At 55.7% G+C, this 13,626-nt stretch carries 17 protein-coding genes; 12 read left to right on the forward strand and 5 right to left on the reverse strand.

Going from position 1 to position 13,626, the window contains the following annotated elements:
* Positions 1-53 precede the first annotated feature (53 nt).
* The 4 genes from HKX44_RS10200 to HKX44_RS10215 all read left to right on the forward strand — a co-directional run bounded on the left by HKX44_RS10200 (position 54) and on the right by HKX44_RS10215 (position 2,977).
* On the forward strand, positions 54-1,211 hold the full coding sequence (locus HKX44_RS10200; protein WP_276153212.1) for a flagellar basal body P-ring protein FlgI: 1,158 nt from the start codon (positions 54-56) through the stop codon (positions 1,209-1,211).
* The gene (locus HKX44_RS10205) at positions 1,211-1,540 is read left to right on the forward strand and encodes a rod-binding protein (protein ID WP_276151223.1); all 330 of its coding nucleotides are present in this window, start codon (positions 1,211-1,213) and stop codon (positions 1,538-1,540) included. The genes HKX44_RS10200 and HKX44_RS10205 overlap by 1 nt, the downstream gene beginning before the upstream one ends.
* Positions 1,537-2,028 (forward strand): flagellar biosynthesis protein FlgI, encoded by a 492-nt coding sequence (locus tag HKX44_RS10210; protein ID WP_276151224.1) that lies wholly within the window; start codon positions 1,537-1,539, stop codon positions 2,026-2,028. The genes HKX44_RS10205 and HKX44_RS10210 overlap by 4 nt, the downstream gene beginning before the upstream one ends.
* Before the next feature lie 127 nt (positions 2,029-2,155).
* Positions 2,156-2,977: a flagellin gene (locus HKX44_RS10215; protein WP_276151225.1), complete on the forward strand. Its 822-nt coding sequence runs from the start codon at positions 2,156-2,158 to the stop codon at positions 2,975-2,977.
* Between the two features lie 164 nt (positions 2,978-3,141).
* Here the strand turns inward: HKX44_RS10215 and HKX44_RS10220 are convergent, their stop codons facing one another.
* Complete coding sequence (locus HKX44_RS10220; protein WP_276153213.1) at positions 3,142-4,539, reverse strand: FliI/YscN family ATPase; 1,398 nt, start codon at positions 4,537-4,539, stop codon at positions 3,142-3,144.
* A 64-nt stretch (positions 4,540-4,603) separates the two neighbouring features.
* Between HKX44_RS10220 and HKX44_RS10225 the strand changes: the two genes are divergently transcribed.
* The 8 genes from HKX44_RS10225 (at position 4,604) to flhB (ending at position 10,805) form a co-directional block, all read left to right on the forward strand.
* The gene (locus HKX44_RS10225; RefSeq protein WP_276151226.1) at positions 4,604-4,957 is read left to right on the forward strand and encodes a flagellar basal body protein; all 354 of its coding nucleotides are present in this window, start codon (positions 4,604-4,606) and stop codon (positions 4,955-4,957) included.
* Between the two features lie 18 nt (positions 4,958-4,975).
* Positions 4,976-5,386: a flagellar basal body rod protein FlgC gene (gene flgC, locus HKX44_RS10230; RefSeq protein ID WP_276151227.1), complete on the forward strand. Its 411-nt coding sequence runs from the start codon at positions 4,976-4,978 to the stop codon at positions 5,384-5,386.
* Positions 5,387-5,396: 10 nt separating this feature from the next.
* Positions 5,397-5,711, forward strand: coding sequence for a flagellar hook-basal body complex protein FliE (locus HKX44_RS10235; protein ID WP_276151228.1), 315 nt, complete (start codon positions 5,397-5,399; stop codon positions 5,709-5,711).
* A gap of 35 nt (positions 5,712-5,746) precedes the next feature.
* Positions 5,747-6,016 carry a flagellar biosynthesis protein FliQ gene (fliQ, locus tag HKX44_RS10240; RefSeq protein ID WP_276151229.1) on the forward strand — a complete coding sequence of 90 codons (270 nt, stop codon included), beginning with the start codon at positions 5,747-5,749 and terminating at the stop codon, positions 6,014-6,016.
* Positions 6,017-6,170: 154 nt separating this feature from the next.
* Complete coding sequence (locus tag HKX44_RS10245; RefSeq protein ID WP_276153714.1) at positions 6,171-6,812, forward strand: transglycosylase SLT domain-containing protein; 642 nt, start codon at positions 6,171-6,173, stop codon at positions 6,810-6,812.
* A gap of 1 nt (position 6,813) precedes the next feature.
* Positions 6,814-8,916: a flagellar biosynthesis protein FlhA gene (flhA, locus tag HKX44_RS10250; RefSeq protein WP_276151231.1), complete on the forward strand. Its 2,103-nt coding sequence runs from the start codon at positions 6,814-6,816 to the stop codon at positions 8,914-8,916.
* Positions 8,917-8,919: 3 nt separating this feature from the next.
* Positions 8,920-9,675: a flagellar biosynthetic protein FliR gene (locus HKX44_RS10255; RefSeq protein WP_276151232.1), complete on the forward strand. Its 756-nt coding sequence runs from the start codon at positions 8,920-8,922 to the stop codon at positions 9,673-9,675.
* 2 nt (positions 9,676-9,677) lie between these two features.
* Positions 9,678-10,805: a flagellar biosynthesis protein FlhB gene (gene flhB / locus HKX44_RS10260; RefSeq protein WP_276151233.1), complete on the forward strand. Its 1,128-nt coding sequence runs from the start codon at positions 9,678-9,680 to the stop codon at positions 10,803-10,805.
* A 103-nt stretch (positions 10,806-10,908) separates the two neighbouring features.
* Here the strand turns inward: flhB and HKX44_RS10265 are convergent, their stop codons facing one another.
* From HKX44_RS10265 to HKX44_RS10280, 4 genes are read right to left on the reverse strand one after another with little or no spacing between them, the layout of a single operon-like run.
* On the reverse strand, positions 10,909-11,565 hold the full coding sequence (locus HKX44_RS10265; protein WP_276151234.1) for a hypothetical protein: 657 nt from the start codon (positions 11,563-11,565) through the stop codon (positions 10,909-10,911).
* Positions 11,566-11,568: 3 nt separating this feature from the next.
* Complete coding sequence (locus HKX44_RS10270; protein ID WP_276151235.1) at positions 11,569-11,925, reverse strand: flagellar motor switch protein; 357 nt, start codon at positions 11,923-11,925, stop codon at positions 11,569-11,571.
* On the reverse strand, positions 11,909-12,862 hold the full coding sequence (locus tag HKX44_RS10275) for a FliM/FliN family flagellar motor switch protein (protein ID WP_276153214.1): 954 nt from the start codon (positions 12,860-12,862) through the stop codon (positions 11,909-11,911). Before HKX44_RS10275 ends, HKX44_RS10270 begins: the two co-directional genes overlap by 17 nt.
* Before the next feature lie 10 nt (positions 12,863-12,872).
* Positions 12,873-13,559, reverse strand: a complete 687-nt coding sequence (locus HKX44_RS10280; protein WP_276151237.1) for a flagellar basal body-associated FliL family protein — start codon at positions 13,557-13,559, stop codon at positions 12,873-12,875.
* Positions 13,560-13,626: the final 67 nt, after the last annotated feature.

Here is a 13,626-nt window from a genome sequence, read left to right on the forward strand (position 1 = left end):
GAGAAAACTGAACGATAATGAACGCCTGTCCTTGCAGGTATGAGGTTAAGTAGATGCGTGCCTTTATGAACACTTTCTTGCGGGCCGCCCTGATTGGCGCGATTGCTTTCGGCCCGCTGCCGGTCAGTGCGGAAGTGCGGATCAAGGACATCGCCAATTTCGAAGGTGTGCGTGAAAACCATCTGATCGGTTACGGCTTGGTCGTGGGGCTTTTGGGGTCCGGCGACAAGCTGAACTCCAGCCCCTTCACGCGTGAATCCATCCGCGGGATGCTTGAGCGGCTGGGTGTCGCCAACCTTAAGGGCCCTGAACTGAAGACCAAGAACACCGCTGCGGTTATGGTCACCGCAAAATTGCCCCCGTTTGCGCGGCGTGGCTCGCCGATTGACATCACCGTGTCATCACTGGGCGACGCCACCAGCCTGCGCGGCGGGACCTTGCTGGTGACGCCGCTTACCGGGGCGGATGGCGCAGTATATGCCGTAGCCCAAGGTGCTGTCGCCACCTCGGGCTATCGTGTTGACGGAAACGCAGCCAGCGTCGTTGACGGTGTGCCCACCATTGCCAAAATCGAAAACGGGGCGATTGTCGAAAAAGAGATCGACTTCAATCTGTTCCAGCTGGACAGCATCCGCATCGCCCTGCGCGATCCGGATTTTACAACAGCAGACCGTATGCGCGAGGCAATCAATGACCGCCTTGGCCCGAAAACCGCAGAGGTTCTCGATTCTGGGACAGTTGAGGTTTGGGTTAACGGCAAGACCAATGTTGCAGACACCATCATGGCCGTGGAAAACCTGACACTGACCCCGGACTCGGTTGCCCGCGTGGTGGTGGATGAAAAATCAGGGACCATCGTCATGGGCGCGGATGTCCGCATCGCGCAGGTTGCGATCAGTCAGGGCGGCCTGACCGTGCGTGTGCAGGAAAACTATCAGGTCAGCCAGCCTGGCCCGGTTAGCTTTGGTGGCGGAACCGCAGTGATCACAGGTGCCCCGATCCAGATCGGCGGATCAACCGTGGTTGTGCCCGAAACCGAGATCGATATTGAAGAGAAAGACGGCAGCTTTACCATCCTGCGCGGCGATGTCAGCCTTCAGGAACTGGTGAATGGACTGAACGCCATCGGCGTCGGGGCCCGCCAGACCATCGCCATTCTACAGGCAATCAAGGCCGCAGGTGCCCTGCACGCTGATCTGGAGATTATCTGATGAGCAATCTTTCCCCACTTCAGCCGCAGACTGGTCAGCCGGCATTGAGCAAAGCCGTTACGGAGCAGGCAAAGGCGGCCGAAACCGCAAAGGAATTTGAAGCTGTATTCCTGACGCAGTTTGTCGACGAAATGATGAAGACCACAGGCGACACAGCCTTTGGCGGGAAAGAGCAGGCCGAGATGTGGCGGTCCTTTATGTCGGAGGCAGTTGCCAAACATCTGGTCGATCAGGGTGGTTTGGGCCTCGCTGGAAGCGTCCGGCAAATGATGGATGCCTACACCGGCGCGGGAAATTCTCTGGCAAGTGGTGGAAGGTCTGAAAAATGACACTAAAGAAGAAGTTTCACTTTGGCGAACGGCCCGCCCCGGACACACAAACCGAGGCCCCCATTGCCCTGACGGCAGATGACGAAGCCAATCTAGATGCCTATGTCGAGAAAATCCGCGAGACGGTCGCCATCCTGCGCAAGGAAATTGAGGCAATCAACAAAGGCGAACTGGAGGTCATCAGCAACATCTTTGAAGAGAAGTCAAAGATTCTCAAGTGGCTTGAACTGCGCACCCCTTTGGTCGAACCCTTTCTGAACCACGACGCCGCAAGGCAGCTGAAGGTGAAAGAACACCTTGGCGAGTTAAAAGATTATATTGAAGAAGATGGAATAATGTTGTCACGCATGGCCGTGGCTGCCCGAACCATTCTGCGGGAAGTTGAAAAAGTCAGCAACCGCAATGACTTGGGAAATATCTATGGGAAGTCGGGCAAGAAAATGAGCGCGAATTCCAGCGGTGATACGGGAATTGATCGGGAGTTTTAGCCGCTGAAGGCGTGAAAAACTGCGTTCGTTAACCACCCGTTAACCTCGCCGCCTAAATGGTTTTTGCTGGCTTCAAGCTTGCCTCAGTCAGAAGACTGAAAAATCCGAGAACCAAGGAGAACATTAAATGTCGTCCATTCTCACCAATAATTCCGCCATGGTCGCACTCGCGTCGCTTACAGACGTGAACCGTAACCTCAACGAAACACAAACACGTATCTCTACCGGTCTGTCCATCCGCTCCGGTAAGGAAAACGCCGCTTATTTCTCGGTTTCCGAGACAATGAAAGGCGACAGCGCAACATTCAAAGCTCTGAATGACGGCATGACCGCGACGAAAAACTCCGTCGCGACAGCCCGTCTTGGTGCCGAAACTGTCAAGGACCTGTCACAGCAGATCGTTGAACGCGTTGCATTCGCCCAAAGCGGTGGCATCGACGTAGCTGAAGTTCAGCTGGAAATCGATGCGATGGTTACAAACATGCAGTCCGCTATCGACCAGTCTACCTTTAACGGCGACGACCTGGTTACCGGCGCAGCCGCTGTGACTGTTGTAACAGGTGTATCCCGCTCAAGCGGTTCATTTGCCACAACAACCATCGACTTCAACTCCGTTGACCTTCAGGCAATCCACACAGCCATGGACGCCATCAACCTGTCAACATCCACCGACCTGGCAGCCGATCTGGCAACAGCCGAAGGACAGCTGGCCGCTTCTATCAGCGCAGCAACTTCTTTGGGCATTACAGAGAACACGCTGGAAGGTCAGATGATGTTCCTCGACAAATTGACCGACAACTTCGATTCCGGTGTTGGCTCAATGGTTGATGCCAACATGGAAGAAGAAGCCGCTCGCCTGCAAGCGTATCAGGTACAGCAGCAGCTGGCGACGCAGTCTCTCTCGATTGCAAACCAGGCACCACAGAACATCCTGAGCCTGTTCCGTTAATTCGGACTGACCAGGGTTAATGCCTAAAGCCCCGCCCGGTTCCTCCCAGTTTGGCGTAAGCCATCCGTGACCGGGCGCGGCGCATTTTATGCCGATGAACACCGACCTTCCTTTTGGCAGGTCGGTGTTCTGGTTTTCAGCTTCCTGTCGCGCAGATCCGTGTTCTAGCCCGCAGCAGGCTGCCCTGCATCCGGTTGCGCCCCATCCTGCGCAAAAAATCCGATCAGGGGATCCTCGATGCCCGCTTCCAAAATCATCCGGTAAATCTCGGCGAAACTCTGGCGCGACCCGGTGCATTCACCGCGTTTTTGCGATAAATACGGGCTGACTGTCTGGAATAATGCAACCGCTTGATCGGTGTCTGGGTCCGATCCGGGCTTATACGCGCCCAAGCGGATCAAATCTTCCATATCCGCATAACGCCCCAACGCCCGGCGTGCAGTTTTGCAGATTTCGAACTCCTCTGGTGAATGACACCCGGGCAACATCCGCGACAGCGAGCGCAGCAAATCAATGGCAGGAAACCGCCCCTGTTCCGCAATCCGCCTGTCCAGCACCAGATGGCCATCAACAATGCCGCGCACCGCATCGGCAATCGGTTCGTTCATGTCATCACCATCCACCAAGACCGTGTAAATCGCGGTGATATCCCCTTCGCCTTCCCGTCCCGGGCCTGTGCGCTCTAGCAGATGCGGCAATTCGCTGAACACCGAAGGGGGGTACCCGCGCAGGGTTGGCGGCTCACCCCGTGCGAGGCCAATTTCACGCTGTGCCATCGCAAAACGCGTGACACTGTCCAGCAACAGCAACACCTGTTTGCCCTGAGATTTGAAATACTCGGCAACCGCCGTGGTGGTCAGCGCGGCCTGCTTGCGCAACAGCGGAGCTTCATCACCGGTGGAGACAACAACAACCGCACGGGCCATCCCTTCGGGCCCTAAATCCTCGCGAATAAACTGCTGAACTTCGCGCCCGCGCTCACCGATCAATCCGATCACAATCACATCCGCATCGGTATTGCGCGCCAGCATCGCCATCAGCGTTGATTTGCCGACACCCGAACCTGCAAAGACCCCCATGCGCTGCCCCCGGCACAGCGGCGTGAAAACATCCATGCATTTGATTTGTGTTTCTAACTTCTCGCCAACCTGCTTGCGCTCGAACGCCTTGGGGGGCTGCGCCGCCCGTGTCGATTTCTTGCGGGGGCGTGGCGCGCGGTCATATTGCGACAGGGGTTGCCCCAAGGCATCCACAACCGTGCCAATCCAGCTTTCGTCGGGATAGACCATATCGTCCAACTCGATCAGCTCGACAGGATCACCAACCGCAACACCGTCCCATGCGCCGAACGGCAAAACACAAAGATCAGCCCCCTGCGCGCCAACGACCTGTCCGTCGACCACACCCTTGCGCCCCAAAACGCGACACCGGCTGCCGATCCCGGCGACCGCCTCCAAACCACCGACAGTCAAGGTCAACCCGACGATCGCCTTGGTTGTTCCAACGATCCTCGAACTGGCAGATGAATAGATCACATCTTGCATTTTCGCAAAAGTTTGCATGTGATTAAAACTTTCCTATTCTATTTATCCTTGTTATAAGGCAAGGATAAATAGCGAGTCCACAATGAATACCGAAACAACATCTATCTTTGAATTGGCCCCACAACGCCTGCAATGGCTCGCAAACCGTCAAAAGGTGGTTTCAGAGAATATTGCGAATGCAGACATCAGCGGTGCCCGCGCCAAAGACGTTGAATCCTTCGAAAGCTACCTAAACGGCATTCGCGCTGGCGCGCCGCTGCCGGAGGCCGTGGTCAGCGAGACAGAAGTGAACTGGGGTGAGGACATGTCCGGCAACAACATCGCTCTGGAAGAGCAGATTATCGAAGCAAACTCGACCGCTTCGCAGTTCAAGATTGCAGCGAACCTGTACCGCAAGGCGCACGAGATGCTGTATACGGTCGCCGGCCGCCGCTAAGCCTAAGGAGTAAGTCGCATGGATCCTCTCAGCAGCATTGGAAAAACAGCAGCAAGCGGTATGCGCGCTCAAGCCGCCCGTTTGCGCGTAGTGTCCGAAAACGTGGCAAACGCCAGCTCGACGGCGCAGCAGCCCGGCGGCGATCCCTACCAGCGCAAGACAATGTCCTTCGAGGCATCCACGGACAGCCGCACAGGTGCCGCAATTGTTCAGGCCGGCGAGATCGGCCGCGACGAAAGCCCGTTCGAATTGCGTTTTGATCCGTCACATCCAGCGGCTGACAAGAACGGTTACATCAAATTGCCGAACGTTAACCCACTGATTGAAATGAGTAATATGCGAGAAGCATCGCGCAGTTACGAGGCAAACCTGTCGATGATGGAAAACGCCCGCGACATGCGCAGCCAACTCGTCGATATGTTGAAATAGGATTTAGAAAATGTCTGATTTTGCTTCTGTTCGCTCCTCCTATGTCCAAGCTGCCTATACCAAGTCGGCAGACACCAAGCTTAAGACAAGCGGCACCCACCCAGCGGCTGCCGACTTCTCGACGATGGTGTCAAATGCCGCTGCTCAGGCGGTTGAAACGGTGCGCACTGGCGACCGGATGGCGATTGCAGGCCTGAACGGTCAGGCCGGATTGCAACAGGTGGTCGAGGCAACCATGGCAATGGAAAGCACGATTCAGGTTTCTGTCGCCCTGCGCGACAAGCTGGTCGAGGCCTACCAAGACATCATGCGTATGCCGATCTGACACGCTTTCCGTCTATTCAACACAAGGGCCGCATAGTGGAACCCGTCGCAGCCTATGAAATCATCAGCCAAACCCTGAAAGCCACGTTGCTCTCATCGGCCCCCGTTCTGGCGGTGGCCTTGATCGTTGGCTTGATGATCGCGTTTTTTCAGGCATTGACGCAGATTCAGGAAATGACACTGACCTTTGTGCCGAAAATTGCGGCTATCTTTGTGACCATCGCCCTATCCTTGCCGTTCATTTTTGCCACACTGACCCAGCTGACCAACCGGGTGTTCGACCTTATCGTGAATGGCGGCGTTTGACATGCTGAAGGCGCGCGCAACCGGCTTATTTTTTGCAGTAATCTTATCGGCTGGCGCAGCCCTCGCCGACGGCTCCTCCGGCTGGCTTGGGTTTTACCGCCCAACGGTGACCGCGGCTCCGGCTGTTTCCGCACCAGCGGGCGCAGGGGTTTGCATGAAAGAAATTCTGGAAGCGCAGGCACGCTATAACATTCCCGACAACCTGTTGCTGGCGATTGGCCTTCAGGAAGCAGGGCGCCGGATGGACGGCGAGATCACAATTTGGCCATGGACCGCAAATGCGCGGGGCAAAGGCGTCTTTTTCAACACCAAAGAAGATCTAGAAGCATGGGTGCAACAAACCCAGCATTACGACACCCAGTCGGTAGATGTCGGGTGTATGCAAGTAAACCAGAAATGGCACGGCCATCAATTTACCTCGCTTGAGGAAGCCACAGACCCAAGGGCAAACGTCGATTATGCCGCGCGCTTTCTGCTCGGTCTATATGGCGAAACCCGCGATTGGTGGCAGGCCGCGGGCCGCTATCACTCTTCAACCGAAAGCTATAAGGCCATCTATCTGGACAAGCTCAGCCAGAACCAACAACTGGCGAACCTCTATCTTTCGACATTCACCAAGCAGGCTGCCGGCTATGTCAGGCAGGCCTCCGCAGATGACCAAGCGCCATGGTACGCCCCTACAGTCAACTGGACCTCGGATATGACCGGAAACGCGCAAAACACACAAAACGTCATGTCGATCTATTCGACGTCCCCATTGCAGGCTGCTTTGCCTGCCTATGCACAGGCAGAATAAGATGGCAGCGAACAGCACCAACACCAGCGCGTTCCAACTGGGCGGGCTTCTGAAGTTCGGGCACAACAACCGCGACATCGCGTTTGCCATCGGTGTTGTGCTTATTCTCGGAATGCTCTTCGTGCCGCTGCCCCCCTTCCTGCTGGACCTTGGGCTGGCCATATCTCTGTCGCTTTCGGTGTTGATCCTGATGGTGGCCCTGTGGATCGGGACGCCGCTTGAATTCAACTCTTTTCCGACGCTGCTGTTGGTCGTGACCATGTTGCGACTGGCGCTGAATGTCTCGTCGACGCGGCTGATCCTCAGCGAAGGCCATAACGGGCCGGGGGCCGCCGGCAACGTGATCGAAGGCTTTGCCAGCTTTATCGTTGGCGGCGATTTTGTCATCGGGATTATTGTCTTTACCATTCTGGTGATCATCAACTTTATCGTTATCACCAAGGGTTCGACCCGCATCGCCGAAGTGGCCGCACGGTTCTCGCTTGATGCGATGCCGGGAAAACAAATGGCGATTGATGCCGATCTGTCCGCAGGTGCCATCACAGAAGAAGACGCCAAACTGCGCCGCAAGACGGTTGAAGAGGAAAGCTCCTTTTTCGGGGCCATGGACGGTGCGTCCAAATTTGTCCGCGGGGACGCTGTTGCGGGCCTGATTATCACTCTGATCAACGTGTTCGGTGGCATTCTGATTGGCATGATGAGCCACAACCTGAGTGTCGGGCAGGCCATGAGCAACTATACTGTCCTGACAATCGGCGACGGTCTTGTTACCCAAATTCCGGCACTGATCGTTTCACTTGCCGCTGGCCTGCTGGTCACCAAAAGCGGCACCCACGGCGCGGCAAACGTCGCTGTTCTGGGCCAGCTCAGCAATTTCCCCAAAGCGCTTTATATGGCGGCCGCCCTGACCTTCTGCATTGGTTGGCTGCCCGGGTTCCCCGCCGCGGTCTTTGTGCCGATGTCCCTTGGTCTCGCCGCATTCGGCTATACCATGCAAAAACAGGCAGCCGAGACAAAAGCCAGGGCAAAACAGGCCGAAAAAGACGGCGAAATCGCCCAGCCGGCGCAGGAAGACACCATGGCAGACATGCTGCGCGTCGATGACGTGCGGCTTGATCTGGGGACGGCGCTGGTGCCAATGATCACCTCGAATAATGCCGCCCTGCCTGGCAAGGTGAAAAGCCTGCGTTCCCTGTTCATCAAGGATTTCGGCTTTGTCCTGCCGATGGTGCGTATCAAGGATAACACCGACCTGCCGCCGATGACTTATTCAATCTCCCTGCAAGGGGTCGAGGCCGCACGCGGTGAAGTCGATCCGATTATGATGATGGTAATCAACCCAACCGGCGAGGACATCGACCTGCCCGGCAAGCGCACCCGCGAACCGACCTTTGGCCTGGAAGCGATCTGGGTCGACGAGGCCCGCGCCTCCGAAGCGGAGTTGCAAGGGCTGACCGTTGTGGACCCCGAAAGTGTGATCACCACGCACCTGACCGAAGTGATCAAGGAACACATGCCGGAAATCCTGACCTATGCAGCCACACAAGAGCTGATCGAGGGACAGGAAAAGGACTATCAGAAGCTTCTGGCCGATAGCTCAAACACCAACCCGTCGGTCACATTACAACATGTGTTGCAGGCGCTGTTGGCCGAGCGCGTTTCTATTCGCAACCTTCCCAAGATCATCGAAGCCGTGGCCGAAGCCAGCGCCAATACCAAGAACATCCGCACCGTAATCGAACATGCCCGCGGCAAACTGGCGAAACAGATTTGCCATTCCCTTGTCGATGCGCAGGGTTATGTACCGGTGATCAATTTGGCGGGCTCTTGGGAAACAGAACTGATCAATGGCATTTCCACCACCAATGGCGAAGAGACATTCCTGATGTCGCCGTCGCGTGTACAGGAATTCGTGCTTGAGATGCGCCGGGAGATACAGAAATTTTCCTCTGCCGATGAATGGCCCGCCATTCTGGTCACACCGCGTGCGCGACCCTATGTGCGCTCCTTACTGGAACGGGTCAGCCCAATGACCCAAGTCATTTCCCACAATGAAATCCACCGCAAGGCGTCCCTGCGCACCGTCGGAACAGTCGGGCAGTGACTGATGTCACTTGATAGTTTTGTCACCTCTCTGGTCTTTTCGTATATCGTTGTTTTTGCCCGATTAGGCTCTGCTTTGCTCTTCATGCCCGCCTTCGGCGAGGTGCAGATCCCGGTCCGCGCACGGCTGTCTTTTGCAGTGGTCCTTTGTGCCGCCCTCTTGCCCATGACACCGGTACAGGCCGCAATGCCCTCCGCCCCGATTGCTGTCGCCTTGCTGTTGGCGGTCGAAATCACAATCGGTCTTTGGATCGGGCTGACTGCACGCATTCTACTGTCGGCCCTGCAGTTCGCCGGTTTTCAGGCCGGTCAGGTTTCCGGGCTGGCAAATGCCTTTGGTCCGTCTTTCGGATCGTTCGAGGGCGCAACCATGGTGGCAACCCTGATGTTGATCACCGCAGTCGCCATGATCTTTATCACTGACACACATCACATCATCCTGCGCGCCCTGCTGTCCAGCTATGAGGTATTTCCTCCCGGACAGATCATCATGGCCGATATGACCGACCAACTGCTGAAGGCGGCCGGTCATAGCCTCTACATCGGAACAGCCATCGCCGCACCGTTTTTCATTATGGGTGTGGTGTTAAACCTTGGCATGGGGCTGGCCAACCGGATGATGCCACAGCTGCCTGTGTTCTTTGTCGCCGCTCCGCTGTTGATTGCCTCCGGCCTGTTGATCCTGTCTATGGCCATGCCAACGATCCTTGATTACTATATTTCTGAGTTTCGCACATGGCTTGGCGGGTTTAAGTTCTGATCATGGCAGAGGACAACGACAGTACAGAAAAGACCCTAGAACCGACCGAGAAGAAGCTACAGGACGCCCGTAAAAAGGGCGATGTGCCTTCCTCCAAAGAAACCGGAAATATGGTGGTGGTTCTTGCCCTTCTTGGGATCATTTCATTCGTCCTGCCGGTGCAGACCCCCAAGGTAATGGCGGCCCTGTTTGCCCTGATCGAACAATCTCCCACCCTGACGGTCGACACAGGCCCCACCGGCGTGGCGCGTCTGGGCGAGATTATGCGCGATTTCACCCTCAGCTTGACCATTGCGATTGCGCCGATGTTTGCCGTGTTGTTGGCAGGTGCCTTTATCGGCGCGGTTATTCAGGGCGAAACCGTCATTTCGTTTGAACGCATCCAGCCGAAACTGTCCAAGATTTCACCAGCACAAGGGCTGAAGCGCCTGTTCTCGGCCAACTCGATCGTCGAGTTTCTCAAAAGTATCGTTAAAGTCTTTGCCGTTGGCGGCTTCGCAATCTGGTTCACCCTAGAGGCCGTACAGAAGGTGTGGATGATGGCAGGGTTCCTGCCCGAATACCTGCCCGGATACCTCATCGCGGCGTCCCGTAAACTGCTCTTGGCCGCAGCGCTGCTTCTGGTGCCGATTGCAGTTGCAGACATCCTGTGGCGCAGGTTCGACTGGCGCAAAAAGCAACGGATGAGCCAGAAAGACCTGCGCGACGAGATGAAGGAAAGCGAAGGGTCGCCTGAAGTGCGCGGTCAACGTGCGCGGCGCCGGCTAGAACTGTCGCGCCAACGCACCATCTCTGTGGTGCCGACGGCAAGTGTTATCTTGACCAACCCCACCCACTATTCCGTGGCGCTAAAATATGACCCCGATATTGATATGGCACCAATCTGCATCGCCAAGGGTGCCGATCTGGTTGCCCTGCGTATTCGGGAGGTTGCCTTTGAAAACGATATCCCCATCGTTGAGAACAAGCCGCTGGCCCGCATGTTATATGATACTGTCGAAATTGATCAGGTGGTGCCGGTCGAACACTGGGAAATTGTCGCCGAGATCATCAGCTTTGTCTTTGCCCTGAACGAGAACAGACCGCATGTTGCACCGAAAGGTTCTGTTCTGCGCGACAGCCCGAACTAGGGCTTTTCGAGTACTACATGAATCACTTGTTCGCGACCTCTCCACTTGGTCGAACGCGAGAAGGGATGCCCGATATCTAAAGTTAAACTCGAAAAGCTTTAGGTCAATTCAGCTTGATACCGACAAGATCCTGATCACCGGGCAGCTGTGAGCGCTCAAGAATGATCTTGGAAACAGCCCGTGCGCGCACCGGCGAAACCTTGGCCATAATCGGAGCCGCACTGCGCGGGTTCATGGTGCCAAGGATCATGATTGTTGTTTCGATGTCCAAATCATCAATGATCCGTGCCGCATCCGCGGGCTTCATATTCTTGTAAAAGGAAATCAACCGCGCCAAATCATCAGTCTGTGACGCTTCTACACGGGCCAGCAGCTCTTCGATGGACGTCTTCAACTCTGTCAGAGAGGCCCGTTCGATCCGCAACCGTTCCTCGGAAAGCGCGATTTCAGCCAACCGCTTTTCCATATCGGCCTTCTGCTGGGCCACCAGTTCTCGCTCGCGCTTCAATGACAGAAGAATTTCCTCTGGCGTATCTATCGCTTTTGCCATCGGTTCTGGCAGGTTCTCGACCAGCGGCGGTGAATCTGTGGCAGAATCCACAGTCGCCTCTACTTTTCCTGCGGCGGCAACCACGCCGATATCTTTGCCCGATGCTACATCCGTCAGGGACGGCAACTCGGGAAATGACATCGCCGCCTTTGCAAACACCATCACGCCCAATCCGCCAAGGATCATTTTTCCGCTTAACAGATTGCGCATGATTTATACCTTTGCAGTGCTTTGAGTGTCGAAGAACGCGCGCACCAGTTCTTTTTTGTCGCGGACAACACGCATACCAGGTGTCTCCGCTGATGCACCGCGGCGGCTGGCGAATGCAGTTTGCGGTGCCGCTTCTGGCTCCGGTTCGGCCTGTTGGGCCTGCTCTGCGATTTCAATGTTGTCCCGCATCTGACTGACTGAATCCTGAGATTTGTCCACTGCCGAAGAGAACTCTTCAACCAGAGGCTCCAAATCTTTCAGGACCCCCATGAGCAACCGCAGCTTGCGCGACACCATGTAGCTGTATGAGACGCTGCCTATGAGAAGCAGAATGATTACGCTGTCAATTATCATCGCCATCTGTTTCCAGTTCCTTTTTCGGTTTAAGTTCTTCGGTGATCTGAACGGCGACAAAACCGTTGTTCTTCTTGCCAATGGACACCTTAAACATTGGAGTGTCCGCACAGGTCATGGTCGCGTCCTGCCCTTCTTCGATGCCAAATTCGATGGTATCGCCGGGCTTCCACGACATAATCCGCTGTATCGGGATCGCCTCTTGCGCCAGCTGAACTTCCAGCTGCATATGCGCGCGCTCGATCTGGCTGCCGATCATGTCATGCCAAGTGCTTTGCCCTTCGCCACGGTCGCCATAGTACACTTTGCCCAGATCCGGCCGGATCGGTTCCAGTGCGTCATATGGAATTATGATGTCGATACTGCCAACGTGTCCGGCGACCGAGATGGACACTTTGATCCGCGCGCACAGGCTGTTGGGTTTGGCAACCGCAGCATCTTCCGGGTCACTTTCAACGCGGTCCAGCTCAAGCGAGGCGGCGCTTACCATCGTCAGGGCGCGCTGAAGCTCTGCAAGAACAGAGGCAAGCACGCGCTCCCCAAAACCAAGTTCAATTGCGGTAAAACTCTCGACGCTCTCAAGCTCAAGGCTCTTTGCGCTGCCGCCCAACATCAGCTCGCTGGTGGCCAACAGGCATACTTTGTCGATTGAAATTAGAATTTCGCCATCAAACGGCTTGCCCACGCCAACCGCCATCAACACCGGGCTTGGCATATCCGCAAGCACCTGATCCATCGTGATATAATCCAGCGAGAAAAGCGAAGCCTCACAGCCGATCCGCGTCAGATCCGAAAATGCATCAGACAGGTTTTCAACCAGACGCGCACCGATGATATCCAGCATGGGCAGCCGGTCAAAGGTAAAGTCCGACTGGCGAATGATCTCGTCAATCAGGTTGGCGTTTTCGCCTTCAGCGTTGTTTTGGGACAGCGTTTCAGTCACTTGCAGGTTCTCACTGAACAATCAGATCTTTGATGAGGATTTCTTGCGGCAGGTCACTGCCCACCGCGGCCCGCGCCCGTTTAAGCAGTTCGGCCTTGATATACATGATGCCCGCCATACCGCGCACATCGGATTCGGACAGCCCACGCAGGTAACTGTTGAACAAGTCACGGATAAACGGCTGACGTTCGGCCATCACGGCACCGGCTTCGGCATCGGGACGATAGGCTACAACCAAGTTGATCTTCAGAAAAGCGGTGCCCGGCGTACCATCAGCACTGATGCTTTGGATATTCGTCAACATGTCACCAAGGTCCAGCAGCCCACCATCCGCAGGTGCCTTTCCATGCTCTTTTTCATCCTGCTCTTGCAGCGCCATGGCCTGCTCGGCATCATGCCCGCCCTTGGCCAGAGGATCGACAACATCCTTGCGAAGCTTCGCTTTGCTCTTTCCGCCGTGACCATCATCCTCTTCGGCATGTTCCTCGGCATCAGCAGTGTCTTTATACTCAGGCTCGTACTCTTCGGCGTCCTGCAAGAACGCGGTGCGCGCCAGAAAGAACCCGCCCCCCAAAGAGACCAAGCACATCAAAGCAGCGGCCAGCAACATCTTGCGCGAACCGCGCGGCTTTTCCGCCGCAGCATCGTCCGTTTCTTCTTCCGGCGATTTCTTTTTGGTATCGGTCTTAGCGGCCATTTTCTACAGTCTTTCCTTGCGCAAGGATAATCGCCTTTTTTTACTTCGAACACAAGTTTACTTTTAA

Origin of the sequence: Sulfitobacter sp. M05 (assembly GCF_029285175.1) — a bacterium.
In the GTDB taxonomy this organism is placed as follows: domain Bacteria; phylum Pseudomonadota; class Alphaproteobacteria; order Rhodobacterales; family Rhodobacteraceae; genus Sulfitobacter.

Coding starts and splice junctions, on each gene's coding strand:
- HKX44_RS10200 (WP_276153212.1), top strand. CDS start 54: ATGCGTGCCTTTATGAACACTTTCTTGCGGGCCGCCCTGATTGGCGCG.
- HKX44_RS10205 (WP_276151223.1), top strand. CDS start 1,211: ATGAGCAATCTTTCCCCACTTCAGCCGCAGACTGGTCAGCCGGCATTG.
- HKX44_RS10210 (WP_276151224.1), top strand. CDS start 1,537: ATGACACTAAAGAAGAAGTTTCACTTTGGCGAACGGCCCGCCCCGGAC.
- HKX44_RS10215 (WP_276151225.1), top strand. CDS start 2,156: ATGTCGTCCATTCTCACCAATAATTCCGCCATGGTCGCACTCGCGTCG.
- HKX44_RS10220 (WP_276153213.1), bottom strand. CDS start 4,539: ATGCAAACTTTTGCGAAAATGCAAGATGTGATCTATTCATCTGCCAGT.
- HKX44_RS10225 (WP_276151226.1), top strand. CDS start 4,604: ATGAATACCGAAACAACATCTATCTTTGAATTGGCCCCACAACGCCTG.
- flgC (WP_276151227.1), top strand. CDS start 4,976: ATGGATCCTCTCAGCAGCATTGGAAAAACAGCAGCAAGCGGTATGCGC.
- HKX44_RS10235 (WP_276151228.1), top strand. CDS start 5,397: ATGTCTGATTTTGCTTCTGTTCGCTCCTCCTATGTCCAAGCTGCCTAT.
- HKX44_RS10245 (WP_276153714.1), top strand. CDS start 6,171: ATGAAAGAAATTCTGGAAGCGCAGGCACGCTATAACATTCCCGACAAC.
- flhA (WP_276151231.1), top strand. CDS start 6,814: ATGGCAGCGAACAGCACCAACACCAGCGCGTTCCAACTGGGCGGGCTT.
- HKX44_RS10255 (WP_276151232.1), top strand. CDS start 8,920: ATGTCACTTGATAGTTTTGTCACCTCTCTGGTCTTTTCGTATATCGTT.
- flhB (WP_276151233.1), top strand. CDS start 9,678: ATGGCAGAGGACAACGACAGTACAGAAAAGACCCTAGAACCGACCGAG.
- HKX44_RS10265 (WP_276151234.1), bottom strand. CDS start 11,565: ATGCGCAATCTGTTAAGCGGAAAAATGATCCTTGGCGGATTGGGCGTG.
- HKX44_RS10270 (WP_276151235.1), bottom strand. CDS start 11,925: ATGGCGATGATAATTGACAGCGTAATCATTCTGCTTCTCATAGGCAGC.
- HKX44_RS10280 (WP_276151237.1), bottom strand. CDS start 13,559: ATGGCCGCTAAGACCGATACCAAAAAGAAATCGCCGGAAGAAGAAACG.